General features: G+C 59.8%; 17 protein-coding genes and 1 pseudogene. 6 read left to right on the top strand and 12 right to left on the bottom strand.

What is annotated here, in order from left to right:
• Positions 1-73 precede the first annotated feature (73 nt).
• Genes miaA through ABTV87_RS02645 form a run of 5 tightly spaced genes read right to left on the bottom strand, consistent with a single transcriptional unit; the run spans position 74 to position 6,343 of the window.
• Positions 74-1,045, bottom strand: a complete 972-nt coding sequence (gene miaA, locus ABTV87_RS02665) for a tRNA (adenosine(37)-N6)-dimethylallyltransferase MiaA (RefSeq protein WP_433898945.1) — start codon at positions 1,043-1,045, stop codon at positions 74-76.
• A complete protein-coding gene (mutL, locus tag ABTV87_RS02660) occupies positions 1,045-2,952 on the bottom strand; it encodes a DNA mismatch repair endonuclease MutL (protein ID WP_433898944.1) in 1,908 nt (635 codons plus the stop codon). Before mutL ends, miaA begins: the two co-directional genes overlap by 1 nt.
• Positions 2,949-4,334: an N-acetylmuramoyl-L-alanine amidase gene (locus ABTV87_RS02655; protein WP_433899831.1), complete on the bottom strand. Its 1,386-nt coding sequence runs from the start codon at positions 4,332-4,334 to the stop codon at positions 2,949-2,951. Before ABTV87_RS02655 ends, mutL begins: the two co-directional genes overlap by 4 nt.
• 51 nt (positions 4,335-4,385) lie before the next feature.
• On the bottom strand, positions 4,386-4,856 hold the full coding sequence (gene tsaE, locus ABTV87_RS02650) for a tRNA (adenosine(37)-N6)-threonylcarbamoyltransferase complex ATPase subunit type 1 TsaE (RefSeq protein ID WP_007950729.1): 471 nt from the start codon (positions 4,854-4,856) through the stop codon (positions 4,386-4,388).
• Entirely contained in the window at positions 4,844-6,343 is a 1,500-nt protein-coding gene (locus ABTV87_RS02645) for an NAD(P)H-hydrate dehydratase (RefSeq protein ID WP_433898943.1), read from the bottom strand. The genes tsaE and ABTV87_RS02645 overlap by 13 nt, the downstream gene beginning before the upstream one ends.
• Positions 6,344-6,406: 63 nt before the next feature.
• On the opposite strand from ABTV87_RS02645, the gene queG reads away from it, so the two are divergent.
• Positions 6,407-7,477, top strand: coding sequence for a tRNA epoxyqueuosine(34) reductase QueG (gene queG, locus ABTV87_RS02640; RefSeq protein ID WP_433898942.1), 1,071 nt, complete (start codon positions 6,407-6,409; stop codon positions 7,475-7,477).
• Positions 7,478-7,486: 9 nt separating this feature from the next.
• Here the strand turns inward: queG and ABTV87_RS02635 are convergent, their stop codons facing one another.
• The 5 genes from ABTV87_RS02635 to orn all read right to left on the bottom strand — a co-directional run bounded on the left by ABTV87_RS02635 (position 7,487) and on the right by orn (position 16,866).
• Positions 7,487-8,977 carry a leucine-rich repeat domain-containing protein gene (locus tag ABTV87_RS02635; protein WP_433898941.1) on the bottom strand — a complete coding sequence of 497 codons (1,491 nt, stop codon included), beginning with the start codon at positions 8,975-8,977 and terminating at the stop codon, positions 7,487-7,489.
• A gap of 338 nt (positions 8,978-9,315) precedes the next feature.
• Positions 9,316-14,079 carry an RHS repeat-associated core domain-containing protein gene (locus ABTV87_RS02630; protein ID WP_433898940.1) on the bottom strand — a complete coding sequence of 1,588 codons (4,764 nt, stop codon included), beginning with the start codon at positions 14,077-14,079 and terminating at the stop codon, positions 9,316-9,318.
• A 240-nt stretch (positions 14,080-14,319) separates the two neighbouring features.
• A complete protein-coding gene (locus ABTV87_RS02625) occupies positions 14,320-15,330 on the bottom strand; it encodes a hypothetical protein (protein ID WP_433898939.1) in 1,011 nt (336 codons plus the stop codon).
• 298 nt (positions 15,331-15,628) lie between these two features.
• Positions 15,629-16,240, bottom strand: a complete 612-nt coding sequence (locus ABTV87_RS02620; protein WP_064593093.1) for a trimeric intracellular cation channel family protein — start codon at positions 16,238-16,240, stop codon at positions 15,629-15,631.
• 83 nt (positions 16,241-16,323) lie between these two features.
• The gene (gene orn, locus ABTV87_RS02615; protein ID WP_065258764.1) at positions 16,324-16,866 is read right to left on the bottom strand and encodes an oligoribonuclease; all 543 of its coding nucleotides are present in this window, start codon (positions 16,864-16,866) and stop codon (positions 16,324-16,326) included.
• Positions 16,867-16,973: 107 nt separating this feature from the next.
• Here orn and rsgA point away from each other — a divergent pair, with 107 nt between their 5' ends.
• Together rsgA and ABTV87_RS02605 are read left to right on the top strand one after the other, a co-directional pair.
• Complete coding sequence (rsgA, locus tag ABTV87_RS02610) at positions 16,974-18,005, top strand: small ribosomal subunit biogenesis GTPase RsgA (RefSeq protein WP_123470897.1); 1,032 nt, start codon at positions 16,974-16,976, stop codon at positions 18,003-18,005.
• 112 nt (positions 18,006-18,117) lie between these two features.
• Positions 18,118-19,371: pseudogene (locus ABTV87_RS02605) on the top strand (IS3 family transposase).
• Positions 19,372-19,374: 3 nt separating this feature from the next.
• Here ABTV87_RS02605 and motB read toward each other — a convergent pair.
• Both motB and motA read right to left on the bottom strand, forming a co-directional pair.
• Positions 19,375-20,466, bottom strand: a complete 1,092-nt coding sequence (motB, locus tag ABTV87_RS02600) for a flagellar motor protein MotB (RefSeq protein WP_127796743.1) — start codon at positions 20,464-20,466, stop codon at positions 19,375-19,377.
• A gap of 3 nt (positions 20,467-20,469) precedes the next feature.
• On the bottom strand, positions 20,470-21,321 hold the full coding sequence (motA, locus tag ABTV87_RS02595) for a flagellar motor stator protein MotA (protein WP_007952169.1): 852 nt from the start codon (positions 21,319-21,321) through the stop codon (positions 20,470-20,472).
• A 166-nt stretch (positions 21,322-21,487) separates the two neighbouring features.
• On the opposite strand from motA, the gene ABTV87_RS02590 reads away from it, so the two are divergent.
• From ABTV87_RS02590 to asd, 3 genes are read left to right on the top strand one after another with little or no spacing between them, the layout of a single operon-like run.
• Positions 21,488-23,026 carry an HDOD domain-containing protein gene (locus ABTV87_RS02590; RefSeq protein ID WP_258712799.1) on the top strand — a complete coding sequence of 513 codons (1,539 nt, stop codon included), beginning with the start codon at positions 21,488-21,490 and terminating at the stop codon, positions 23,024-23,026.
• Positions 23,027-23,065: 39 nt separating this feature from the next.
• Positions 23,066-23,881 (top strand): rhodanese-like domain-containing protein, encoded by an 816-nt coding sequence (locus ABTV87_RS02585; protein ID WP_064379082.1) that lies wholly within the window; start codon positions 23,066-23,068, stop codon positions 23,879-23,881.
• 18 nt (positions 23,882-23,899) lie between these two features.
• Entirely contained in the window at positions 23,900-24,760 is an 861-nt protein-coding gene (gene asd, locus ABTV87_RS02580) for an archaetidylserine decarboxylase (protein WP_007952166.1), read from the top strand.
• The last annotated feature ends 36 nt before the right edge of the window (positions 24,761-24,796 follow it).

Below are 24,796 nucleotides of genomic sequence, written 5' to 3'. Positions count from 1 at the left end.
TTCAATATAAAAAATAGGTAAACAGATGGCTTTTGCCGCCACACCCCCAAGGATAGACGGCAATTGCAAGGACTCAGCTCAATATGGAGATCGTCCCAAGGTATTTCAAGGCGCGTGGCAGATTGTCGCAATCCAGACTGTCGAGCCAGTGTAAATCTTTCCAGCTGCGCAGCCAGGTGAACTGTCGTTTGGCCAATTGGCGCGTGGCAATGATGCCCCGTTCCTGCATCTCGGCCGACGTCAGCTTGCCATCCAGGAAGTCCCAGACCTGGCGGTAGCCTACCGCACGTATAGACGGCAACCCGGCATGCAGGTCACTTCTATTACGCAGGGCTACGACCTCGTCGATGAATCCCTGTTCCAGCATATTTGTGAATCTTTGTTTAATGCGCTCGTGCAGTACCTGCCGATTAGTTGGAGCAATCGCCAGGTTCGCGACAGTATAGGGCAATTGTTGCAGTCCCGATGCGGCCGCTTCGGTACTTTGTACAGATTGTTTCAGCCGCAGTTCAGTCATGCTCTGACCGCTGACCCGGTAAACTTCCAGCGCACGACTCAGTCGTTGTGGATCGTTCGGATGGATGCGCGCCGCCGACTCCGGATCGATGATCGCCAGTTGATCGTGCAGGGCCTGCCAGCCAAGGCGTGCGGCCTCTTCTTCAATCTGCGCGCGAACCTCGGGATCGGCCGCCGGCATGTCCGCCAGACCGTCGATCAAAGCCTTGTAATAGAGCATCGTGCCGCCCACCAGCAGCGGAATTTTTCCACGCGCGGTGATCTCGGCCATGGCCTCCAGTGCATCGCGGCGGAAATCCGCTGCCGAATAGGCTTCGGCCGGGTCGAGAATGTCGATCAACCGGTGCGGAAACTCGGCCAGCAGTTCTTTGGACGGTTTGGCGGTGCCGATGTCCATGCCGCGATAGACCAGCGCCGAATCGACGCTGATCAGCTCGCACGGCAGCACCTTGGTCAGCTCGATGGCCAGGTCGGTCTTGCCCGCAGCGGTCGGGCCCATCAGGAAAATCGCTGGAGGAAGCTGGCTCATCAACGACCGCGCAGAAACAGTTTGTCCAGATCGTCCAGGCCCAATTGGGTCCAGGTCGGCCGGCCATGGTTGCATTGACCGCTGCGCTCGGTGTTTTCCATGTCACGCAGCAGGCCGTTCATTTCCGGCAGGGCCAGGCGCCGGTTGGCGCGGATCGCGCCGTGGCAGGCCATGGTGCCGAGCAGTTCGTTCAGATGCGCCTGGATCCGGTCGCTGGTGCCGTATTCCATCAAGTCCGACAGCACATCGCCGACCAGACGGTTGGCTTCGGCCTGTTTGAGCAGGGCCGGGATCTGCCGGATGGCCAGGGTTTCCGGGCCAAGGCGCTGCAATTCAAAACCGAGGCGCTGGAACCAAGCTGCATGTTCTTCAGCGCAATCAGCCTCGCGCTGACTGACCGCCAGCGACTCCGGCACCAGCAGCGGCTGACCGCTCAGGCCTTCGCTGGCCATGGCGACTTTCAGACGTTCGTACATGATGCGCTCGTGAGCGGCGTGCATGTCCACCAAAACCAGGCCTTGGGCGTTCTCGGACAGAATGTAGATGCCCTTGAGCTGCGCCAGCGCGTAGCCAAGCGGCGGAATGTCTTCCTGACCGGCCGGCAGCGCATTGGCGTTCGCTTCGGGCAGCGGCGCAAAAAACTCGCGGTACGCAGCCTGCGCCTCGGCAACCGGCACGGTCGATTGCGGACGCGGCGTGTATTGATACTGATAAGCGCCGCCAGCGCTGGCACCCGACGAGGTATTGAACGCCGGTTGCGCCTGCGGCTGCTCCAGCAACGCATTGGCCGCCAGACGCATTTCGCCCTGCGGACCGAATTCACCAGCTTCAAGGCCGGTTGGCCGGACGATCGCGGTAGTGACCGATCCGGCAAGCTGATCTTCCGGTCGCACATCACCGAGGGCACGGTGCAAGGTGCCATACAGGAAGTCATGCACCATGCGCCCGTCACGGAAGCGCACTTCGTGCTTGGTCGGGTGTACGTTGACGTCTACTGCTGCCGGGTCGACCTCGAAAAACAGCGCGAACGTCGGGTGCCGGCCATTGAACAGCACATCGCGATAAGCCTGACGCACCGCGTGGGCCACCAGTTTGTCGCGCACCGCTCGGCCGTTGACGAAGAAATACTGCAAATCCGCCTGACTGCGGTTGAAGGTCGGCAGACCGACCCAGCCCCACAAATGCAGGCCATTGCGTTCGATCTCGATCGGCAGCGCTTGCTCAAGGAAGCCCGAACCACAGATTGCCGCCACACGCCGGGCGCGGGCCGCGTCATCGTGGGCTTCGTGCAGGCTGAGGATGGTCTTGCCGTTGTGGCGCAGATGGAACGCCACGTCGAAACGCGCCAGCGCCAGACGCTTGATCACTTCTTGCAGGTGATCGAATTCGGTTTTTTCGGTCTTGAGGAATTTGCGTCGCGCCGGGGTGTTGAAGAACAGGTCACGGACTTCCACCGAAGTGCCGACCGGATGGGCCGCCGGCTGCACGCGGGGCGCCATGTCGCGGCCTTCGGTCTCGACCTGCCAGGCCTGATCGGCATCGCGGGTGCGCGAGGTCAGGGTCAGACGTGCCACGGAGCTGATCGATGCCAAAGCCTCGCCCCGGAAGCCCAGGCTCATTACTTGCTCAAGGTCTTCCAGGTTGCGGATCTTGCTGGTGGCGTGACGCGCCAGCGCCAGCGGCAGGTCATCGGCGGAAATGCCGCTGCCGTCGTCACGCACACGCAGCAGTTTGACGCCGCCCTGCTCGACATCGACGTCGATACGTTTGGCGCCGGAGTCGAGGCTGTTTTCCAGCAGCTCCTTGATCACCGAGGCCGGGCGTTCGACCACCTCACCGGCGGCGATCTGGTTCGCCAGCCGCGGGCTGAGCAGTTCAATGCGGGCAGCGTTCAGGACCTGATTCATTCTTTGGACGCCAGTTCGGTGCCGGGAATGGTCAGGTGCTGACCGACTTTCAGATCATCGCTTTTCAGATTGTTGGCGCTGCGCAGCGTGGCCGGCGAAATCTGATACCGCACGGCAATCATCGCCACGGTCTCACCCGGGCCCACCCGGTGATCACGCGGGCCCTGAGCGATCTTGCCCGAATCACGCAGCCAGGCGATGTAAGTGCCCGGTGGCGGATTCTGCTGGAAGAACTGACGCACGCCGCTGCTGATCGAACGCGCCAGCGCCTGCTGGTGGCTCGCGGCCGAAAGCTTGTTCGCTTCGTTGGCGTTGGAGATGAAGCCGGTTTCCACCAGGATCGACGGGATGTCCGGCGATTTCAGCACCATGAACCCGGCCTGCTCCACGCGCTGTTTGTGCAGCGGAGTGACCCGGCCAATGTTGGTCAGGACCTTCTGGCCGACGTTGAGGCTGGAGGTCAGCGAGGCGGTCATCGACAGGTCGAGCAGAACGCCGGCCAGCATCCGGTCCTTGTCATCGAGGCTGACGTTGCCGGCACCGCCGATCAGGTCGGAACGGTTTTCGCTGTCGGCCAGCCAACGGGCGGTTTCCGAGGTGGCACCACGGTCGGACAGGGCGAACACCGACGCACCGAACGCCGCCGCAGACGGCGCGGCGTCAGCGTGGATCGAGACAAACAGGTCGGCGCCTTTTTTGCGGGCAATCTCGGTACGGCCGCGCAGCGGGATGAAATAGTCGCCAGTACGGGTCAGTTCGGCGCGGAAGCCTTTCATGCCGTTGACCTGACGCTGCAATTCACGGGCGATCTGCAGTACCACGTCTTTCTCGCGCTGACCGCGAGAACCGGACGCACCCGGGTCTTCGCCACCGTGGCCGGCGTCGATGACCACAATGATGTCGCGCTTGCCGGCCGGGGCCGGCGGCAGTTTGATTGCAGGCTCGGCCGGGGTGACCGGCACCGCAGGCACGGTCGCAACCGTTGGGGTCGGCGCAGGCGTCGGCGCTGGTGCGGCGTCAGCCGGGTTGTCGAACAGGTCGACGACCAGACGGTTGCCGTACTGCGCATTCGGCGCCAGCGAGAAGCTTTTCGGGGTGACGGCTTTTTTCAGGTCGATGACCACCCGCAGGTCGGTCGGCGTGCGTTGGGCCGAGCGCATGGCGGTGATCGGCGTGTTGGCGGTCTGCACCTTCAGCGGCGCGCCGAGGGTGGCGCCGTTGATGTCGATCACCAGACGATCCGGCGCAGTCAGCGTGAAGACGCTGTGCTGCACCGGGCCTGTCAGGTCGAACACCAGTCGCGTGTTGTCCGGCGCCCGCCACAGGCGCACGCTGTTGACCTTCGTCTCGGCCACAGCGTTGACGGTTACTGCCATCAACATCAGTCCAGCGGCAGCCACCAACGCGCGAAAGCGCATACCTAACCCCATCATTCAATTGGTTTCCAATGCCAAAGCGGCACACCAGGCCTCGCCGCGCGAGCCCTGGGATAAAATGGTCAGCGAACGTCCGCTGTCTTGCGGGCTAATGGTAATGGTCAGGTCAGGCTTTGGCAAAAAGCCTGCACCTTTATCGGGCCATTCGATCAGGCACAGGGCGTCATCTTCGAAATAGTCGCGGATCCCGAGAAACTCCAGCTCCTCCGGATCGACCAGACGATACAGGTCGAAGTGAAACGCCCGGACGTCACCGATCTCGTAGGGCTCGACCAGGGTGAAGGTCGGACTTTTCACCGCCCCCACGTGCCCCAGACCGCGAATGATGCCCCGCGACAGCGTGGTTTTGCCCATCCCGAGATTGCCTTCGAGAAAGATCAGACCATGGCCCTGGGTGATACGGGCGATGCGTGCGCCAAAGTCGCTCATGGCCTGTTCATCGGCCAGGTACAGGGTTACTTCAGACACGGTGCATGCTCCTCCAACAACTGACGAATGGCTGGAATCAGATCACTGGCCGCCAGCCCACGGCCGAATTTACCTTGTTGCAGACCGGCGTTGGCGTGCAGCCAGACCGCCAGACACGCGGCATCGAAACCGTCCATGCCCTGGGCCAGCAGCGCGCCGATCAGACCGGCCAATACATCGCCGAGTCCGGCAGTGGCCATGGCCGGATGGCCTTGATGACACAGCGCCAGACGACCATCGGGATGAGCAATCAAACTGCCTGCGCCTTTGAGCACCACCACCGCTGTATATTTTTTGCTCAATGCCAGCGCCGCCGCCGGGCGATCGGCCTGCACCTCGGCGGTGCTCATCCCTAGCAGCCGCGCCGCCTCACCCGGATGCGGCGTGATCACGCAATCCTTGGGCAGACTGACGAAACCGGAGGCCAGCAGGTTCAGCGCATCGGCATCCCACACCTGCGGCAGCGAGGCATTGGCAGCAGCCGACAGCAGCGCCCTTCCCCAACCGGTCTGACCCAGCCCCGGCCCGACCACCAGCACGGACACCTTCTCCAGCAGCCCCATCAATTGATTGGCCGAAGAAGTGCCCAGCACCATGGCTTCCGGCACCCGGCTTAGCGCCGCCGGCACATGTTCCGGACAGGTCGCAAGCGACACCATACCGGCGCCACTGCGCAAAGCACTTTCGGTGCTCAACAGAATTGCCCCGCCAAAGCCGTGATCGCCGCCGATCAGCAGCACATGGCCGAAACGCCCCTTGTGCGCGGCCGGCGCGCGGGCCGCCAGACGCGGCAGGTTAACCGCGTTGAGCCGTTGAGCGGCGGCAGGAATGTCACTGAAGTTTTCGGCCGAGGCCTGCAGATCGTTAAACAGCAGTTCGCCGACGTGATCCGCCGCCGCGCCCGTGAACAGCCCGAGTTTCAGGCCGATGAAAGTCACGGTGAGGTCGGCGTGCACCGCCTCACCCAGCGCACGACCAGTGTCGGCGCACAATCCGGAAGGGATATCGACCGCCACCACCGGCAGTCCGCTGGCATTGATCGCCGCAATCGCAGCGGCATAAGGCTCACGCACTTCGCCGCTCAGGCCGGTGCCCAGCAACGCGTCAACGACGATGCCGCGCAACTCGCAGGACACATCCCACGGGGCAATCGAGACGCCGTCGGCCACGGCTTCGGCGTGCGCCACGGCGGCATCGCCCTTCAAACGCTGCGGCTCGCCGACAGCCAGCACCTGAACCTGCCAACCCGCACGGTGGGCCAGCGCCGCCACCAGATAACCATCGCCGGCGTTGTTGCCGTGCCCGGCCAGCACCGTCATTTCATTCGCGGCCGGCCATTGGCGTACCAGTGCACGCCACGTGGCATGGGCGGCACGCTGCATCAATTCGAAGCCCGGTGTGCCCGCGGCGATCAGCCGTGCGTCGAGTTCGCGCACCTGTGCGGCACGGTACAGCGCGTCGGGTAATTGATCTTTAGTGTGCGGCATGCGTCTTCGGGCTCCGATGTCTGGCAGAATTATACGCACCTCAGCTCCGGTTTCTCTCGCCTCATGTCCGCCATCACCACAGATCTGCCTGCCCTCGCCCAATCCATCAAGGACTGGGGCCGCGAGCTGGGCTTCCAGCAAGTCGGCATCAGCGGTCTGGACCTGGCCGAGCACGAGCAGCACCTGCAACGCTGGCTCGAGGCCGGCTACCACGGCGAAATGGATTACATGGGCGCCCACGGCAGCAAACGCTCGCACCCCGAAGAGCTGGTGCCGGGCACCTTGCGCGTAGTCTCGCTGCGCATGGACTACCTGCCGGGCGACACGCAAATGGCGCAATTGCTGGCGAAACCGGAAAAGGCCTACATCTCGCGTTATGCCTTGGGCCGCGATTATCACAAGTTGATCCGTAAACGCGTTCAACAACTGGCGGACAGGATTCAATCCGAGATCGGCCCGTTCGGTTTCCGCGCCTTCGTCGACAGCGCCCCGGTGCTGGAGAAGGCCATCGCCGAACAGGCCGGGCTGGGCTGGATCGGCAAAAACACCCTGGTGCTGAACCGCAAGGCCGGCAGTTACTTCTTTCTCAGCGAACTGTTCGTCGACCTGCCCCTGCCGGTGGATGAGCCCCACAGCACCGAACACTGCGGACGCTGCACCGCGTGCCTCGACATCTGCCCGACCAACGCCTTCGTCGGCCCGTATGTGCTGGACGCGCGACGTTGTATTTCCTACCTGACCATCGAACTGAAGAACGCCATCCCCGAAGACCTGCGACCGCTGATCGGTAACCGTGTGTTCGGCTGCGACGACTGCCAGATCTGCTGCCCGTGGAACCGCTTCGCCCGCCCGTCCGGCGAAAGCGATTTCAAGCCACGGCACAACCTGGACAACGCCGAACTGGCAGAGCTGTTCTTGTGGGATGAAGACAAATTCCTCAGCAGCACCGAGGGTTCGCCGTTGCGCCGTGCCGGTTATGAGCGCTGGCTGCGCAATCTGGCGGTGGGGCTGGGGAATGCGCCCTCAACGATTCCGGTGCTGGAAGCATTGCAGGCGCGACGGGATCATCCGTCAGAGTTGGTTAGAGAACATGTCGAATGGGCACTGCGCCAGCATCTGGATAAAAAGCCGTAAAGCTTTCCTTCACGAGCTCTCCACACCACTGTCCTCACCCTCGAATGCTGCAATTTGTGGCTGCATCTGGCCTTCTCCATCAACTTGAATCAGGACTTTCCTGTCCAGGCCAGCGGCCTCCATATAGACACTGACTCGCTGCAGCGTAGCCTCATCCAGCGGATTGTTTCGAAAGTTGAAATTGACTTGCCGAACATCCGGCACCTCGAAGAGTTCGTCTGGCAAGTGTGCAATTTCGTTATTGCGCAGATCGGCAAATGCCAGACTTTCGCTTTCAAATAGCCCGACAGGCACCTCGTTCAGCCCTGTATCCGAGAGATAAAGACTGTCCAGGCGCCTCATGAATCTGAGATCGGGCGACAGTCCGAGCGGGTTGTTGCTCAAGTCCAACAGTGTCAGTTGTTCAATGTGGGCAAGGCCTTCAACGCTGGCTTCGCTGAGCCGTATGTCACAGTTGTCCAAGGTCAGCGTCACCAGTTCCCTCATCTGGTACACCTCAGCGGGAAACGATTTCAACGCAAAGCCGGACAGGGTGAGATACCGCACACATGGAAAACTCGCGAGAAAGGTGCTGTCTTCCAACGGGGCAGTGCTGGTCAGACTCAACTCGCGAACATGGCTGAAATCCGCCGACAAACGAGGCAGGCTGCCAAGTACATCGAGATCGTAATCCAGCGTCGATGGAGTGTACGGATTGGCGCTGGTTGCCTTCCGGGACCAATTGTCCTGAAGCTCCTGAGCAAAACGCTCTCGGCTTGCTGTCTGCGCAGCAATTTCGGTATTTGTCAGAGGCAAACCCGTGACCGGGTGCCGGGACGGCACCTGCCCGGTCCACGCGCCAAGATCCTTCACCAGAGTGAAGTGTTGCGCTTCCAGCCGGGCCACTGCCAGCAGCGGATCACCCGTCAATCGCTCGCGGTGCATGGAAGTCCGAGCATCCTGGGCCATGGTCGGAAACAACGTTGCCAGACGCTCATCTACACTGCGCGCCAGCCCCGACGGGGCATCGCCTCGATCCAACGGGCTCCCTGATGCTATAGGGTGCCAGTACCTGCCCTCGGCGTCCGGCTCCATCAGCGGACCGGAAGCCTTGAGTTCTCTGGCGACCGTGGCGCGAAAAAGACCGCTTTCGGCATCCCGAACCACTTGTACGAAATGATCGTCGGAAACAGCCACATACTGGCGGTGTTTGAACTCACGAACGCCCTGCGCATCGACCTCGCCGAGATTTTTTCGGGCGGGCACCCGGTAGTCCGCGAAAGAAGTGGGCGAGGCAACTCCCGCCACTTCATTAATCGCGAAAAGCTCCACGCTCGGCCTGGGATTGGTTATCTGCGCCGTCGTGACAGGATCCGGCAGGAAAAGAGACGGTAGCGGATCCGGGCGATGCGGCAGGGCTGAGGGGGGAGAATCCCCGCTGGGCACCCGATGAGAACCATCGGCAGCGGAGTCATTTATTTTGCTGGAGCCAGGTTTGATCCTGGGTGATTTGTCAGCCATGAAACTCTCATCCTTGAGATTGGGTTGCACTGATAACGGAGTTCTACGCGAACCGTATCGAACGCGCAGGTCAGTCAGCCAAACCTGAATTGTCTGGCCCTCGAGAAAACCATCATACCGCTGCGCTTGCTGCGGGCTGTCGTATGTATGTCTACCGCATGAGCCTGCATGCCCAGACCGCCACCCCGCGGCGCGTTGACTGCCTGACCAGAAAATGAAAAGGCGCCTTCAGCGATTCCTGCTGGAACCGTTGAAGGCGCGACCGGATCATTCCTCAGAATATGTCCGGCAAAAGCACGAGTGAGCGTTGCTCTCCCGGCCATGGCATGCCACGCCCATCAAGCGCCTCTCACGGTATGACCAAACGCATGCATGGTCACCGTACGGGTGTCATGGTTCGCAAAGAAAAACAGGCGCGTGGCCTGGTTAAGTCTGATTTCTGTGTAACCCGTGTCATTGAAGTAACCTGGGTCGCGGAGTTGACGCGGATTGGGAGACTTGAAAGGGACCATCTCATTGTAATAAGTCTTGCCCCCAAGCCCATTGGCAGCTTCGCTTGGAGACTTTCCTGCGTCCTTGATTGCATCCTTGAAACGGAAGAATTTATCCCTTGAAATGTCATCAAGCTCTTCAAAACCGGGAATGGCGCCTCTTCCTGTTTTTTGCCCATCCACCGTCCCCCTGAAGCCCTGGGTCTTGTATGTCCATTTTCGTGCCCCCGCACTCGTTCCTGAAGTGCTTCGCCCCCCCATTCCACTCGCCATGGCTCTGGCGGCCTCGCGCGGATTGTTGCTCAATCCTGACTTGAAAGCCCCCGCCAACCTGCTGGCACCTCTGATAGCCTGACCCGCCAGCCCGGCGCCAAGAGATGCCAACCCAAGCCCCAGGCTGATGTAACCCAGAATGTCGCCAGCCGAAGATTGCGGATCCAGTTCATGCGCCAACTCGCTGGCAATGGCCGTAACGCCCGAGGCGACTCCCAGTCCCACGGCCAGTAATGCCAATGGCGTGGCCGCCCCCAGTGTCGCGATACTTGCAATACTCCCGATAAACCCCAGCGCAATCCCGGCAATCGACTGCCAGGAAACATGCCCCGTGGGATCCACTCGGTTAACCGGATCGCCAAGGCAATACGCGTAAGCATTCAAGCCGCCTGCATCGAGCGGGCTCAGGCTGTCCGGGCTGATGAAGCGCATCAGTGTCGGGCTGTAGGCCCGGTAACCATTGCCCAGCAGATACAGACCGGTGACTTCATCCAGTTGCTCGCCGTTGAAACCCGCCTGACTGAACAGGCCTCCCTCGACTGGCCGATGCCCGTAGGGACTGTAGGCGCTGTCGAGCGATTGTTCGCCATGCGAACGACTCAGCACGCTCTGCTGCTGATCAGCCCCGAAAAGCCGAATGCCCGCACCCGCTCCCAGTTGCTGCTGTCCCAATATCAGACGGCCGTGTCGCAGGACACTGCGTGATTCAGGACCACTGATTTCGCTGCTCACTTTGCCGTGGTGATAAAAGCGCTGCACCGCCGACTTCCCGGGTTGCGACAACTCAACCAGCCGATCGAGGCCGTCGTATTGGTAGCCGCGCAGGAGCTCCCCACGTGCATCGATCACCTGAGTCAGGCGGCCAAAGGCGTCGTAGGCCAGAGTGCGGTCCTGATCGTCCTTGATCATTCGGCCATTGGCGTCGTATTCCAGGGTGACCGGTGCCGGATAGTCGGCATGAGAATGTTGGACCCCGACCAATCGAGCCGGGTTCTGTTCGCTGAAACTGAACGTCGTCACGTTGACGCCCAGAGGGAACGTGGTTTGCAGGGCGAGAATGTTATCCAGCGCATCGAACGTGAATGTTTGCTGGATAATTTCCTTGCCATAAGGGTCTCGCGGTCGCTGGAGCCCTTCACAGTCGTACTGGATGACTCGCCCGCGTGCGTCGTAAGAGAACCGCTCATCGCGCAACACCATGAAGCCGCGTCTGAGAACCTTCTGCGCCAGCTTGCCCGCCACGGTGTAACTGGAGCTCAGTGTTTGCGAGGGCAATCCGTTGACTTCGAAACGGCGGGTCAGCTCACGACCGATATCATCGTAGGTCAGGTGCGTGAAGATATGATGCCCGGACAGGGTATCCCGGGTTTCGATCCGCTCAAGCAAACCAGCCTTGCCATAGAAATATCGAGTTTCCACCGGACCTTGCCTGTGCAAGGTTTCGCGCCCCCAGATGTCGTACTCGGTTTTGTGCCGCGTGCCCACCACGTCCACGTATTCCAGAGGGCGCCCCGCCAGCGAGTAGGTTTGGGAGGTCGTCTGGCGCCGTTCGGCAAAGCGGGTTGTTTCCGACTTCAGGCGCCCGGAAGGAAAGTATTCGAACAGATTCTCACGTCCTTGCTCGACGCAACTTTCCATTCTGCCGTTTCGTTCGTCATAGGTGAAACGGGTGAGTACTCCGCTGCCTGTTAGCGCTTTGCGCTCAATCAAGGCCCCACCCGGTCCCGATGAATAGACAAACCCGGTCGTTTCCCCTGCGGCGCTCGTGTGCGATGCGGGCTGAGTCTTGCCGGCCGAATAAACCGCAACCGACTTGCGCCCGCCCACCGAATGCTCTGTCAGCCGGTTCAAACCATCGAAGACCTGCTGCCCCAACAGTTTCCCGGCGACCCTGATGGCGACCGGCAATGCCTCGGAGCTATGGACGGCAAACTCGGTCTGTACCGCATGCCCGTCAGGCAAAACACTGCGAAACAGACGATCGTACGCATCGTACTCATAACTGGTCTTGTTCCCCGCCGGATCGGTTTGACTGATGGTGCGCCCCAATCCGTCGTACTCAAAGACGGTTTTGCCCAGGCTTTGCGCCTTGAGGTCGAAGACTTCAAGGCTGTCCGGCTTGCCGAAGGCATTGAAGACAGTGACGGTTTTACCCAGGCCTTGCTGCCAATGCTTGCGCTGGCGCTTCACCGGATCGAACTCGTTGTACTCGACTCGTCCGTCGGCATGGCGAGTCTCCTTGACCTGACCCCAGTTATCGTAAAACAGCTGCGACTTCACAGGGCGCGCAACACCGTCCCACCAATCGGTGCGGGTCTGCTCAGTCAATCGTCCGACCTGATCATGGAGCGCGGCATAGAACACTCGCATTGGAAATGCACCTGCCGGATCCGGGTTGTCACAATCCATTTCTTCAACGCCGATGACCCTCCCCAACGCGTCGTAGGTAACTTTTTGCATACCTCCCGACGGATCGGTCAGAACCACCGTGGCCGGCACGTCTACCTTGGCCGTTTCGTGACGCCATTGGTACGACGCGACATGCGCCGTGCCAGAGACAAGCGTCTTGCGGACACGACGCCCGAGCTTGTCGTATTCGAATGTAACCACACTGTCGTCGGCATCGCGCTCTGACAGCGCCAAACCGCTCAGGGTGGAAAGCGTTTGCTCGGTCGAACTCGCGGTACCGTCGAAACCCTGCAAGGTTGTCTTCAGCCTCAGGGAGAAATCGTCAGTCGCGTAGGCATAGTTGATACAAGTCGTCGTGCCGTTACGGGTGACCTTCTGCTGCTTCAAGAGGCCGTGTGTAAGCGGGTTGTCCGGCGTTTCCAGATAAGTCAGCGCAATGGTCGAACGATGGACTTCGCGATCTGCGACCCACTCGAAGAAGTTTTCCTCGACAGGCACCACACTGGCCAGCGTCCCTCCCTCGAGCATGGGGAGTAAGGCATAGCGGTAACGTGTGACGGTGGACGCACCGCCACCCGTCGCGGGGGCCACGGTTTTCTGCTTCAGGAAGCGGACAAACTCCAGCGGATCTGCCGGACAATCCGGAGTCTGGGTCGCCGGATAGTATTCAAACTGCGTTGTCACCCCGTCCACCCCAACCTGTTTGAGCAGGTTGCCGATGGCATCGTATTCAGTGACAGAGGTCTCGGAACGCTTCTCTTTTGTCGTCAGGTCCTCGTAAGTCAGGGTCTGGACTTGAGGCATCCGGAACTGCGCAGGTTGCTGAGTGAAAGGTAGCTTTACGTCACAGTAATATCGGGTTGAAACCGACGTTTGCGCATTACCGCAAGTGGTCACCTCGGAAATCAACAAATGGAACTTGTTGTAGGTTCGCTTGATGCGGGTGTGGACTGTGCTCCCGACAATCAGCCGCTCTTCGCTGGAATACTGATAGCCCCCCACGGCGCGGAAAAGAGGATCGCCATCGTCCTGGGGATCCGCTGCAACGCCGTGCCCAAGGTAATTATGGTCCGAGTAGGTGTAAATCTTGCTGACCTTCGGTTGCCCGTGTCTGGCGTAGATATCGTGGGCAATGACGCACGGCAGGCTTTGATCGCCCCCGACGGTCGGGAATCGATGGCCGACTTCCTTGTAGCGAATGTTTTCCACGGCACCCAGGGGCGATTCAACTCGGGTCAGATAACCGTCTGCGTACTGCAGCTTCCAGCCCCCACCTTCCGGCAAATCGATGGCGTTGACCTGATTGTTTCTGAGCGTCAGAGCAAACTCAGCGCTGGAGGGCGTCTCCGGATGCCGGGTCAGAATCACCCTTGTGTCTTTGCGGGCGATCTTGAGCAACGTTCTTTGGAAGTCGCTGATCTCGATCAGCATCGGCTGCTCATTGAACGTCCTGTACTTCAGGGAAATACTCACGCCATTGGCTGCGAATATCGTCTCGGGAACCGCGATGTTAGTCGCCCCATGGACCTTGAGCACTTCACGTCGACCATCCTTGTATCGGATCTCGTATCGTCCATCAGCAGTTTTCAGAACCTTGGCACTTTCCAGCTTCATTTCCTTGAAATGCAAGGCTCCCCGCGACTCCACAGCTTTATAGCTCTCGCCGCTGGAGAACGTCATGACTCTGCTGCGCAAGTCATAACGGGTGATCGACAAGGACCAGCCGGCGCCATAACCGGCATTGTGTGAATTCAAGGGATTGAAATTCAGCGCAAGATTGAATGAAGGGCCATTCAGATCGACGGACTGAATAGACCCAAGGGATAACGAACAGGTATAAACGCCGGTTCTGGGATCGACCCCGCCGGCTACAAAATCACCAAAATTGAAAGCATTCGAATGCACGGATTCCGGAGAGTGGTTACTCATAAATAACATCCTGTCATTTGTTTCAAAATCGAATCAATTACGCACAATAAAGAACCGCTTTTCCGCAATCATTTAAAACTGCGAAAAAACGGCTGCATTAACCGTAAAACAAATCGGGCGACATCAGACTTGCGCGCTGCCACGCTCACCATCAACCAATACAGGAGTCGACACCGTTGTATTTTAATCGGCAAGGTCTCGACGAAAAGAACTCAAGCAGTGACTGCACTCGCCGCGGACTTATCCCCGTTCCAGAAAGAACTCACGCTTTTCAGAGTCGGTCCGAATGGCCAACTTGTGCTCTGTGCCATATTGATCGATTACGGCAAACGGAAACACGCCATCGGCGCTGGAATCTGCCGCAGTGTACGCAAACTCGGAAAGCGCCTGCACGACGGTCAACTCGCCGTGACGATCATTGACTATCACGACATACTCTTTGGTCTTTGACGAAGAATCCAGAGCGTGATCTCGAAATGTATAATTTACAAAAGTATTGTCATTAACAGGTAGCGCCACAGTGATATCAGTCTTGTTCGGCCTTACCATGACTCCCTTCAGATAGTTGGTTTTCCACGCATGTACCCAGTTACCATAGGCAAACATGACATCATCCGTACCTTTTGAAGCAACCCAGTCCACCAGATTGATCTGCTGTCCCTGATAAACAAGTCCGAGATAGTAGTTCCAGATCCGGTTTCCCGGCTCCTCATTGCCGCGCCTGGTCGAAGTCCAGCGAAACTGGTCGACCGAATAGGTAACCGGCACCTGAGCGTCCAGAGTGACACTGCTGTCCTGAAAACCGGAAAGACCGGTTGCATTGCTTCGGATAGTCACTCCGTTCAAAAAAACGCTTGCCGCGATTTGCGTCGAGCCGCTACCCGAGGACGATACCCAGAATGTGCGCACTTGCGGATGGATACCGTTATCCGGCTCATCCTTAATCACTGGCGCTTCCAGCGTATATCGACCTTGATCGATACTGGCACTCCAGCCGTCGCGCAAGGCTCTCCCGGTGTTGTAGTGAATAAGTTCAACCGTATTCATGACGTCTCCTGGAACCAGAATGCGATCCCCGTTTTCATCATAACCTGACACCAGCACCTGAACCTTTACTTGCATGCGGCCGTTGCCGTACAGCACTTTATTTCGCGTGGACGAGGAAGAATTCAACTTCACTTTCAAGTCAATACTGTCCAGTCTTCCAGGACCGGCCAACTGATTTCCTGATACTTCGTTAAGCTCACTCATACTTTTACTCCTTGTGCTTGATGTCATTCCATACCTCGCAAAGCAAAAACGAAGTAAGCCATGAATAACATGCAACCCCAAACCGGCAAAAAGTTAAGTGTAAGAACCTGTAGCTAAAACCAATACAGAATCGGCAATTCTAAAAAATCGGCCATATTAACTTCGAGATACATTCATCATAAAATGTAAATCCAAAGAAAAAAGCTCTCGAAGAACGTAACGCGGCCGCCCCGGACAATCCAGATAGCAAAGAAGTCATTTGCTGGCAGACCAGCTATGGGTTCATTTGCGCAAGGTTTCAATGCTCGTCGTTATAGACAAACTTTGGCATTTCCCAGTGGAAACGAATCGCCAGAAGACGCAACAGGAAGCCACCAAACAGCGTGATCAGAATCGCCTGCTCGCTCGGCACGTTCAGGAACAGACAGAGCATGTAGCACCACGCCGCAGCGAACGAGACGCTGGCATACAGTTCGCGACGGAAGATCAACGGGATGTCGTTGCAGAAGATATCGCGCAGAATGCCGCCGAATACCCCGGTGATCACGCCGCTGACCGAGGCCACCAGCATGCCGTGGCCCATTTCAAGGGCAGTCATGCAGCCGATCAGGGTAAATGCCACCAGACCGACCGCGTCGAGCACCAGAAACAGCGAGCGCAGGTGCCGCATCCAGCGTGCGGTGAACACGGTGATCATCGCGGCGACCGTTGTCAGCACCAGGTATTCCGGGTGTTTGACCCAGGTCAGCGGGTAATGCCCGAGCAGCACATCGCGCACCGAACCGCCGCCTAAAGCCGTGACGCAGGCGATCAGCACCACGCCGAACCAGTCCATGCCGCGACGGCCCGCAGACAGGGCGCCGGTCATGGCTTCGGCAGTAATGGCGACGAGGTAGAGCATCAGCAACATGGTGGCGATCCTGGCAGGAAGGCGCGCAGTCTACTCACTTCGCCGAGGCACCAAAAGAGGGCACCTCGGCGTGGGTGCCGATCTCAGAACTTGATGAAATGCTTGCGGTAGTGCTGCAGCTCGGCGATGGATTCGCGGATGTCGTCCAGCGCCAGGTGGGTGCTGCCCTTCTTGAAGCTGTCGCGCACGTCCGGCGCCCAGCGCGCGGCCAGTTCCTTGAGTGTGGAGACGTCGAGGTTGCGGTAGTGGAAGTAGCTTTCCAGCGACTTCATGTGGGTATAAAGGAAGCGACGATCCTGGCAGATGCTGTTGCCACAGATCGGCGACTTGCCCTTCGGTACCCACTTTTCCAGAAACGCGATGGTTTCGGCTTCGGCCTCGGCCATGCTCACGCGGCTTTCACGCACGCGCTGGGTCAGGCCCGAGTTGCCGTGAGTGCGGGTGTTCCACTCGTCCATGCGGGCGAGGACTTCGTCGCTGTGGTGAATGGCGATCACCGGGCCTTCGGCCAGGGTGTTCAGGTCACTGTCGGTGACGATGGTGGCCATTTCGATGATCACGTCGTTTTCCGGATCCAGACCGGTCATTTCGAGGTCGATCCAGATCAGATTCTGCGGGTTTTGCATATTTCGGCTCCTGAGCAATGCTGCGCAGTTTAGCCTAGGCAGCCTGCCGGGCGTGCTAAACTCGCGGCCGTTTTACCTAATCGCTGCATTCTTCAGACGGAACACCCATGGCCAAACGCCAACTCAATCGTCGTCAAAACTGGCGCATCGAAAAGATTCAGGGCGAGCGCGCCGCCCGCGCCGCCAAACGCGAGTCCTCGGCTGTCGAGGCGCTCGAAGGCGGCGATCTGGGCCCGGAACAGCACGGCCTGGTGATCGCCCACTTCGGCGTGCAGGTCGAGGTCGAGGCCGTTGACGGCGAACTGGCCGGCCAGGTCTTCCGCTGCCACTTGCGCGCCAACCTGCCAGCGCTGGTGACTGGCGACCGAGTGGTCTGGCGCGCCGGCAACCAGGGCATCGGCGTGATCGTCGCGCAACTGCCGCGCACCACCGAGCTGTGCCGTCCGGACAGCCGTGGCCAGCTCAAACCGGTGGCCGCCAACGTCGACATGATCGTCATCGTCTTCGCCCCGCTGCCCGAGCCCCATGCGAACCTGATCGACCGTTATCTGGTCGCGGCGGAGCACGCGGGCATCCGCCCGTTGCTGCTGCTGAACAAATTCGACCTGATCGACGAGCAGAACGCCCCGGCGCTGAATGCCCTGCTGGCGGTCTATCGCACGCTGGGTTACCCGGTGCTGGAAGTCTCAGCGCACCACGGCAACGGCATGGAGCAATTGCAGCAACAGCTCGACGGGCGCATCAGCGTGTTCGTCGGCCAGTCCGGTGTCGGCAAGTCGTCGCTGGTCAACAGCCTGCTGCCGGAAGTCGAAACCCGCGTCGGCCCGCTGTCCGAGCTGTCCGGCCAGGGCACGCACACCACGACCACCGCACGCCTGTTCCACTTCCCCGGCGGCGGCGAACTGATCGACTCCCCGGGCATCCGTGAATTCGGCCTCGGCCACGTCAGCCGCGCCGACGTCGAAGCTGGTTTCATCGAGTTCAACGACCTGCTCGGCACCTGCCGCTTCCGCGACTGCAAACACGACCGCGAACCGGGATGCGCACTGCTCAAGGCCCTGGAAGACGGCCGCGTGCAGCAGCAGCGCATGAATAGCTATCGCTCGATCATCGCCAGCCTGCCGGAAAACGGTTACTAGGCTTTAAAATAGCCAGACACAAAAAAGCCGCGATCATCTCGCGGCTTTTTTGTGGGTCATGTCTCGTCCTGAATAAGGTTTACACCTTCTGGCTTCTTATCAGGAGGGTGCAATGGATTCGGGCGCAAAACGCAGTCAACGCGATTACACGCTGACTTTTAAATTGTCGGTTGTCGACCAAGTCGAAAAAGGCGAGTTGAGTTATAAAGAGGCTCAACGGCGCTACGGAATTCAGGGTCGGTCGACGGTGTTGGTTTGGTTACGCAAGCATGGTCGGCAAGACTGGAGCCAAGGCGCCTCCATTCGTTCCCAAAGGAACCGACCAATGGACGAGCCCACTTTGCCCTTAACTCCCGAGCAGAGAATCAAAGAGCTTGAGGAGCAGTTGGCGCTGGCGAATCAGAAAGCCAAGTTTTTTGAAGACGTGGTGGATGTGCTGAAGAACGACTACGGCGTCTCTGTCGTAAAAAAGCGGCCCGGCAAGTCGTTGCGCAGACCCAAACCCTGAGTGTCAGCAGGGCTTGCCATTTTATGGGGATCAGTCGCCAAGCCTTTTACAAACGTAATCGCGTCTATCGGGCTCGCATCGAGCAAGATCAGAAACTCATCCAGTTTGTGCAGACAATCCGAGTACGCCAACCCTGCATTGGCGCCCGCAAATTGCACTCGTTGATGCACGCGGAGCGTGAGAAACAGGAGCTGCATGTCGGCCGCGATCGGTTATTGGCTGTCTTGCGTGATCACCGCCAACTGGTCCGCAGGAAGCGGGCTTATCACAAAACGACCGACAGTCATCATCACTTCCGCTGCCATCCCAATCTGCTCAAACCAGGCCCATCGCAAGTTGTCGCTACCGGTCCGGAACAGGTTTGGGTAGCCGATATCACTTATCTGTCCACCAAGCGTGACGATCCGGTCTATTTGAGTCTGGTGACGGATGCCTTCTCGAGAAAAATAGTCGGCTATCACGTGCATGGCAGCTTACATGCCGACTCGGTGGCTCAAGCCTTGCGCATGGCTTTGAAGACGCGTCGAACACGCCAGAAACTGGTTCATCACTCGGATCGAGGTGTGCAGTACTGCTCGGCGCTTTATCAAAAGCTCCATGCCAAGCATGGCATTACGTGCTCAATGACTGATGGCTACGACTGCTACCAAAACGCCTTGGCAGAGCGGGTCAATGGCATCTTGAAGACAGAGCTTTTGCTCCATCGGCCAACAGACCTGGCGCAAGCGGAGCAAATGGTGCGGGAGGCGATCTTGATCTACAACCAGGAGCGCCCGCACCTGTCCTTAAAATACAAAACGCCCGATGCGGTGCATCGGGCGTTAGGGTGAAACAGGTGTAAACCTATTTCAGGACTAGACATCACTGTTTCGGCGCGGGGGCCGGAGCAGCGGCCGGTGCAGCAGGCGCCGGAGCTGGTGCCGGGGCTGGTGCCGCTGCGCCCGGCTCGGTCGGTTTCGGCAGCGGGTCGTCGAACAGGTTCAGCCGTTCGCGCAACTCGTGGGCCGGTACCGGCTGCTGATCCGCCGGCAAGGCGTTCGGGTCGACCGGGGTGGCCGGCGCGGCGCCGTTCTGGCCTTGATCTGCCGGTTGCGACGGGTCGGCACCTTGCGAACCTTCGATGGCCGCCTGGGCCTTCTTGGTCAGCACCACGATGTCGATGCGGCGGTTGACCGGGTTGAACGGGTTCTCCTTGTCGAACAGCGCCGACGAGGCGTAACCAACAACCCGCGCCACTTGAGCATCCGGATAACTGCCCGCCACCAGTGCACGCCGGGCGGCGTTGGCACGGTTGGCCGAAAGCTCCCAGTTGCCGAAGTCGCCATTGCCCACGTAAGGCTTGGCATCGGTGTGACCGCTGATGCTGATCTTGTTCGGCACCGCTTTGATGGTGTCGGCCATGGCCAGCAGGATGTCTTCGAAGTACGGTTTCAGGCGTGCAGAACCGGAGTCGAACATCGGCCGGTTCTCGGCGTCCATGATCTGGATGCGCAAGCCGTTCGGCGTGATCTCGAACAGGATCTGGTCCTTGAATTTCTGCAGTTGCGGGTTCTCGTCGACCTTGTTCTGCAGTTCTTGCAGCAGCAGTTCCAGGCGTTCCTTCTCGACCTGCTCGGCCATGCCTTCAACCTGTTCCGTGTCGACCGTGACCTTGTCCGGCTGCGGTTGAGACTTCACTTCAGGGTTGAGGGTGTTTTCCGGCGCGAGGGTCGGCGTACCGCCCAGATCGATGATGTACGGCGTGCCGCTCTCGGAGAAACCGACCGGGTCCTTGAAGTAACCGGCGATGGCGATCTTCTGCTCCGGGGTCGCGGTGGACAGCAGCCACAACACCAGGAAGAACGCCATCATCGCCGTCGCGAAGTCGGCGAAGGCGATCTTCCACGCCCCGCCGTGATGCCCGCCGGCGATGCGCTTGACGCGCTTGATGATTATCGGCTGGTTATTTTCCATGACTTAACGACCGCGAACAGCTTGTTCCAGCTCGGCAAAGCTTGGACGGTGAGCCGGGTACAGAACCTTGCGACCGAACTCGACAGCCAGCGATGGCGGCATGCCGGAAGCCGAAGCCACCAGCGAGGCCTTGATGGCTTCGTAGACGTTCAGCTCTTCCTTGGCATCGTGCGCCAGGGAGTGCGCCAGCGGGCCGAAGAAACCGTACGCCGCGAGAATACCGAAGAAGGTACCGACCAGTGCCGCACCTACGTGCAGACCGATGGACTTCTGATCGCCCTCACCCAGCGAGGCCATCGTCACCACGATACCCAGTACCGCCGCGACGATACCGAAACCCGGCATGGCGTCGGCAATGCCGTTCACCGCGTGGGACGGATGCTCGAGGTCTTCCTTCAGGCTGTACAGTTCCATGTCGAACAGACCTTCCAGCTCGTGGGGAGCCATGTTGCCGGAGGACATGATGCGCAGGTAATCGCAGATGAACGCGGTCATGCGTTCGTCTTTCAGTACCGCCGGGTACTTGGCGAAGATCGGGCTCGCGGCGGCGTCTTCGATGTCGCCTTCGATGGCCATCATGCCTTCGCGGCGGCTCTTGTTGAGGATCTCGTAGATCAGGCCCAGCACTTCCAGATAGAACGTGTGGCTGAAACGCGAACTGAACATGCTCAGGGATTTCTTGAGCACGTGCATCGTCATGTAGCCGGGGTTGGCCTGCAGGAATGCACCGAGTGCAGCACCGCCGATAATCATCACCTCGAAGGGCTGGATCAGAGCGGCAATCTTGCCGTGGGAGAGCACGTATCCGCCGAGCACGCTCGCGAATACGACGATGATGCCGATAATTTTAGCCATAGGTAGAAAGTACTTATTTAAGTCGGGTTCAAGGTCATATTCGGAAGTTAAAAAATCTCTTCTTCTACTTATCGGCAAAACTGCGCCAGACTATAGCCAGTTCAGGCGAAAAGCCAATTTAGCCCATGCCGGGCGCGTCTACAGTCAGTGAAGATCTCGTCCAGACATGGCTAATGAAACGAACGTCCCACACGTAAAACCGACCACACTCGATGGCTGGGTGAAGCTGCTCGACAGCGTTCGCCTGCCGGTGCCGCAAGACGCCCATGACCGGGTCTGCCGGGCGATTCGCGATGACCGCAGCTCGTTGCGCGACATCGCCGACCTGATGCAGGACAGTCCGGCGCTGGCCCTGAGCATCATCCGCGAAGCCAACCGCCACACCCACGGCAACATGACCGCGCCTGCGGAAAACCTCGAAGTGGCGATCAATCGTCTCGGCCTTGGCCGTACCGAAGAACTGCTCGCTCGCCTGCCCGCCGAACCTGCCGCACAGATCCCCCAGGCCCTGCGCCAGTTGCAGATGATCAGCCAGCACGCCACGCAACAGGCCAACGGTTTTTTCGCCAGCCGTCTCGCGCGCCTGTGGCAGGACATTCATTGGGGCAGCCTGCTGTTTCTGTCGCCGCTGTGGCCGCTGGCGCTGACCTTTCCCAAATTGCTTGAAGAGTGGGAAGTGCGGGTTATCCACAAGGGCGAATCAGCGCGAGTCGTGGAAAAGCAGCTATTCGGTGTGCGCCTGCTGAAAATCGGCGAAGCGCTGGTCGAAGCCTGGCGTCTGCCGATCTGGGTCCAGCAAGGTTATCGCCTGCTGCTGACCGAGCAGCGCGAACTGGTCAAAGTCCTGCGCATTGCCCGCGACGTCGATCATCCGCTGCGCCAGCAAAACCGCCTCGACGACGACCCGACCCTGCGCCGCTGGCTCAACCAGCCGGCCAACACCGTGCTGCTGGCCAACGGTCTGGCGCTCTCGGCGCAACAGGCCTGGGACAGTCCGCACAGTGAGCGCTGGCAATTCCTGACCAGCCTCTACCTGCAAATCTCGATGGACGAGGTGCAACAGCAGCTGCACCAACAGGCCGCCGTCAGCGCTCGCCATCATTCCATGCCGGACCTGTGGCACCCGGCGGTTTCGCTGCTGTGGCCGTGGGGCACCCGTCGCCTGCCCGCCGGAATGCTCCCGGCTGCGGCGCCTTCCGCTGAAGACCTGACCCAGTGGCGCCGGCAATGCGCCGAGTTGCTGGCTGTGCCAAGCCGCTTCACCAATGCCATGAGCCTGACCGTCGCCGCCCGCGATGCGCTGGTCGCCAGCGGTATGCGCCGGGTGATGATCCTGATGGCCGACCGCAGCCACGCCAATCTGCGCGTCCATCAAACCTCGGGGCTGCCGAAGGAAGCCGCTGCGCTCAATTTCGTCGTCAGCCAGAGTTCGGTGCTGCAACGCTTGCTCGCGCAGCAGGCGCAAGTACGCATCACCCCGGACAACAACGCCCAGTTTTCCGCCCTGCTGCCGCCCTCGCTGCGCACGCTGTTCCGTGGCGAACATCTATTCCTGCGCTCGCTGGTGAACAACGGCCGGGTGATCATGATCGTGGTCGCCGACCAGGGTGGCGGGCCGTTCGCCGACATCACCGTGCAAGCCTTCGGCAAAACCGCGCAGTGCATCGAGAAAGCCCTGCACAGTTTTAGCCAGCGCGGCCAATGACAGCTACAATCCTTCCCCTTTGTGCTCTGGAGACCTCACATGTCTGATTTCTCTGGCCTGGCCCTGGTGATCGAGCCGAGCGACCTGCTGCCGCGCCTCGAATCCCGCGATCTGATTCTGGTGGATCTGACCAGTGCCGCCCGCTACGCCGAGGGACATATTCCCGGCGCACGTTTTGTTGATCCGAAACGCACCCAGCTGGGTCAGGCGCCGGCTCCGGGCCTGTTGCCGAGCAAGGAAAAACTCGAAGAACTGTTCGGTGAGCTGGGCCATCGCAAAGACGCGGTCTACGTGGTCTATGACGACGAAGGCGGTGGCTGGGCCGGGCGCTTCATCTGGCTGCTCGACGTGATCGGTCACGACAAGTATCACTACCTCGACGGCGGTCTGCCGGCGTGGCTGGCGGAAGGTTCGCCGATGTCGATCCAGATTCCTCCGGCGGCGGGCGGCCCGGTTGCCCTGACGCTGCACGAGGAACCGACCGCCACCCGCGAATACCTGCAAAGCCGTCTCGGCGCCGCTGACCTGGCAATCTGGGACGCTCGCGGGCCGCTGGAGTACTCCGGCGAGAAAGTCCTGGCGGCCAAGGGTGGACACATCCCCGGCGCGGTCAATTTCGAATGGACGGCGGGCATGGATCAGGCGCGTCAGCTGCGCATCCGTACCGACATGCCGCAGATCCTCGAAAACCTCGGGATCACCAAAGACAAAGAAATCATTACCCACTGCCAGACCCATCACCGGTCCGGTTTCACTTATCTGGTGGCCAAGGCCCTCGGTTATCCGCGGGTCAAGGGCTACGCCGGTTCCTGGGGCGAATGGGGCAACCACCCCGACACCCCCGTCGAGCTTTAAGGATTTTTAAGGACAGTCATGAAAGAGCGTTTGTTTATCATCAGCCAATACCTGTTGCCGCATCACTTGCTGTCGCGCCTGGCCGGCTGCGTCGCCGAGTGCCGCGTGCGCTGGTTCAAGAATGCCTTCACCACCTGGTTCGCCAAGCGTTATCAGGTGGACATGTCGCAGGCACTGGTTGAAGACGTCACCGCTTACGAGCACTTCAACGCCTTCTTTACCCGTGCGCTGAAAGACGGCGCACGACCGCTGGACCAGACCCCGGGCGCAATCCTCAGTCCGGCCGACGGTGCGATCAGCCAGCTCGGCCCGATCGAACACGGTCGCATCTTCCAGGCCAAGGGCCACAGCTTCAGCGTGCTGGAACTGCTGGGCGGCGATGCAGCGAATGCGGCGCCGTTCATGGGCGGTGAATTCGCCACTGTTTACCTGTCGCCGAAGGACTACCACCGCGTGCACATGCCGCTGGCCGGCACCCTGCGCGAAATGGTCTACATCCCGGGCCGGATCTTCTCGGTCAACCAGACCACCGCAGAAAACGTTCCGGAACTGTTCGCCCGCAACGAGCGTGTAGCGTGCATCTTCGACACCGAGCGCGGGCCAATGGCCGTGGTGCTGGTGGGCGCGATGATCGTGGCATCGATCGAAACCGTGTGGGCCGGTCTGGTCACGCCACCGAAGCGCGAACTGAAAACCTTCCGCTACGACGAGGCCGCCCGTGCGCCGATTCATCTGGAAAAAGGTGCGGAACTGGGGCGCTTCAAGCTGGGTTCGACCGCGATCGTGTTGTTCGGGCCGGATCAGGTGAAATGGGTTGAAGAATTGAAAGCCGGCTCGCCGGTACAGATGGGTCAGGCCCTGGCACTGTCCAACGCCTGAACCTGTTGATCCGCCCTTTCGCACGTCTGCGAAGGG

The sequence above is a fragment of the Pseudomonas sp. PSE1(2024) genome (genome assembly GCF_050990555.1).
GTDB lineage: Bacteria > Pseudomonadota > Gammaproteobacteria > Pseudomonadales > Pseudomonadaceae > Aquipseudomonas > Aquipseudomonas aphyarum.
Note: the sequence above shows the minus strand (reverse complement) of the source record. Positions and strands in the feature narration are given on the sequence as shown.

What these genes read in the sequence shown, in the direction of transcription:
- miaA (WP_433898945.1), bottom strand. Translation starts at nt 1,045, where the DNA reads ATGAGCCAGCTTCCTCCAGCGATTTTCCTGATGGGCCCGACCGCTGCG.
- mutL (WP_433898944.1), bottom strand. Translation starts at nt 2,952, where the DNA reads ATGAATCAGGTCCTGAACGCTGCCCGCATTGAACTGCTCAGCCCGCGG.
- ABTV87_RS02655 (WP_433899831.1), bottom strand. Translation starts at nt 4,334, where the DNA reads ATGTTGATGGCAGTAACCGTCAACGCTGTGGCCGAGACGAAGGTCAAC.
- ABTV87_RS02645 (WP_433898943.1), bottom strand. Translation starts at nt 6,343, where the DNA reads ATGCCGCACACTAAAGATCAATTACCCGACGCGCTGTACCGTGCCGCA.
- queG (WP_433898942.1), top strand. Translation starts at nt 6,407, where the DNA reads ATGTCCGCCATCACCACAGATCTGCCTGCCCTCGCCCAATCCATCAAG.
- ABTV87_RS02635 (WP_433898941.1), bottom strand. Translation starts at nt 8,977, where the DNA reads ATGGCTGACAAATCACCCAGGATCAAACCTGGCTCCAGCAAAATAAAT.
- ABTV87_RS02630 (WP_433898940.1), bottom strand. Translation starts at nt 14,079, where the DNA reads ATGAGTAACCACTCTCCGGAATCCGTGCATTCGAATGCTTTCAATTTT.
- ABTV87_RS02625 (WP_433898939.1), bottom strand. Translation starts at nt 15,330, where the DNA reads ATGAGTGAGCTTAACGAAGTATCAGGAAATCAGTTGGCCGGTCCTGGA.
- ABTV87_RS02620 (WP_064593093.1), bottom strand. Translation starts at nt 16,240, where the DNA reads ATGTTGCTGATGCTCTACCTCGTCGCCATTACTGCCGAAGCCATGACC.
- orn (WP_065258764.1), bottom strand. Translation starts at nt 16,866, where the DNA reads ATGCAAAACCCGCAGAATCTGATCTGGATCGACCTCGAAATGACCGGT.
- rsgA (WP_123470897.1), top strand. Translation starts at nt 16,974, where the DNA reads ATGGCCAAACGCCAACTCAATCGTCGTCAAAACTGGCGCATCGAAAAG.
- motB (WP_127796743.1), bottom strand. Translation starts at nt 20,466, where the DNA reads ATGGAAAATAACCAGCCGATAATCATCAAGCGCGTCAAGCGCATCGCC.
- motA (WP_007952169.1), bottom strand. Translation starts at nt 21,321, where the DNA reads ATGGCTAAAATTATCGGCATCATCGTCGTATTCGCGAGCGTGCTCGGC.
- ABTV87_RS02590 (WP_258712799.1), top strand. Translation starts at nt 21,488, where the DNA reads ATGGCTAATGAAACGAACGTCCCACACGTAAAACCGACCACACTCGAT.
- ABTV87_RS02585 (WP_064379082.1), top strand. Translation starts at nt 23,066, where the DNA reads ATGTCTGATTTCTCTGGCCTGGCCCTGGTGATCGAGCCGAGCGACCTG.
- asd (WP_007952166.1), top strand. Translation starts at nt 23,900, where the DNA reads ATGAAAGAGCGTTTGTTTATCATCAGCCAATACCTGTTGCCGCATCAC.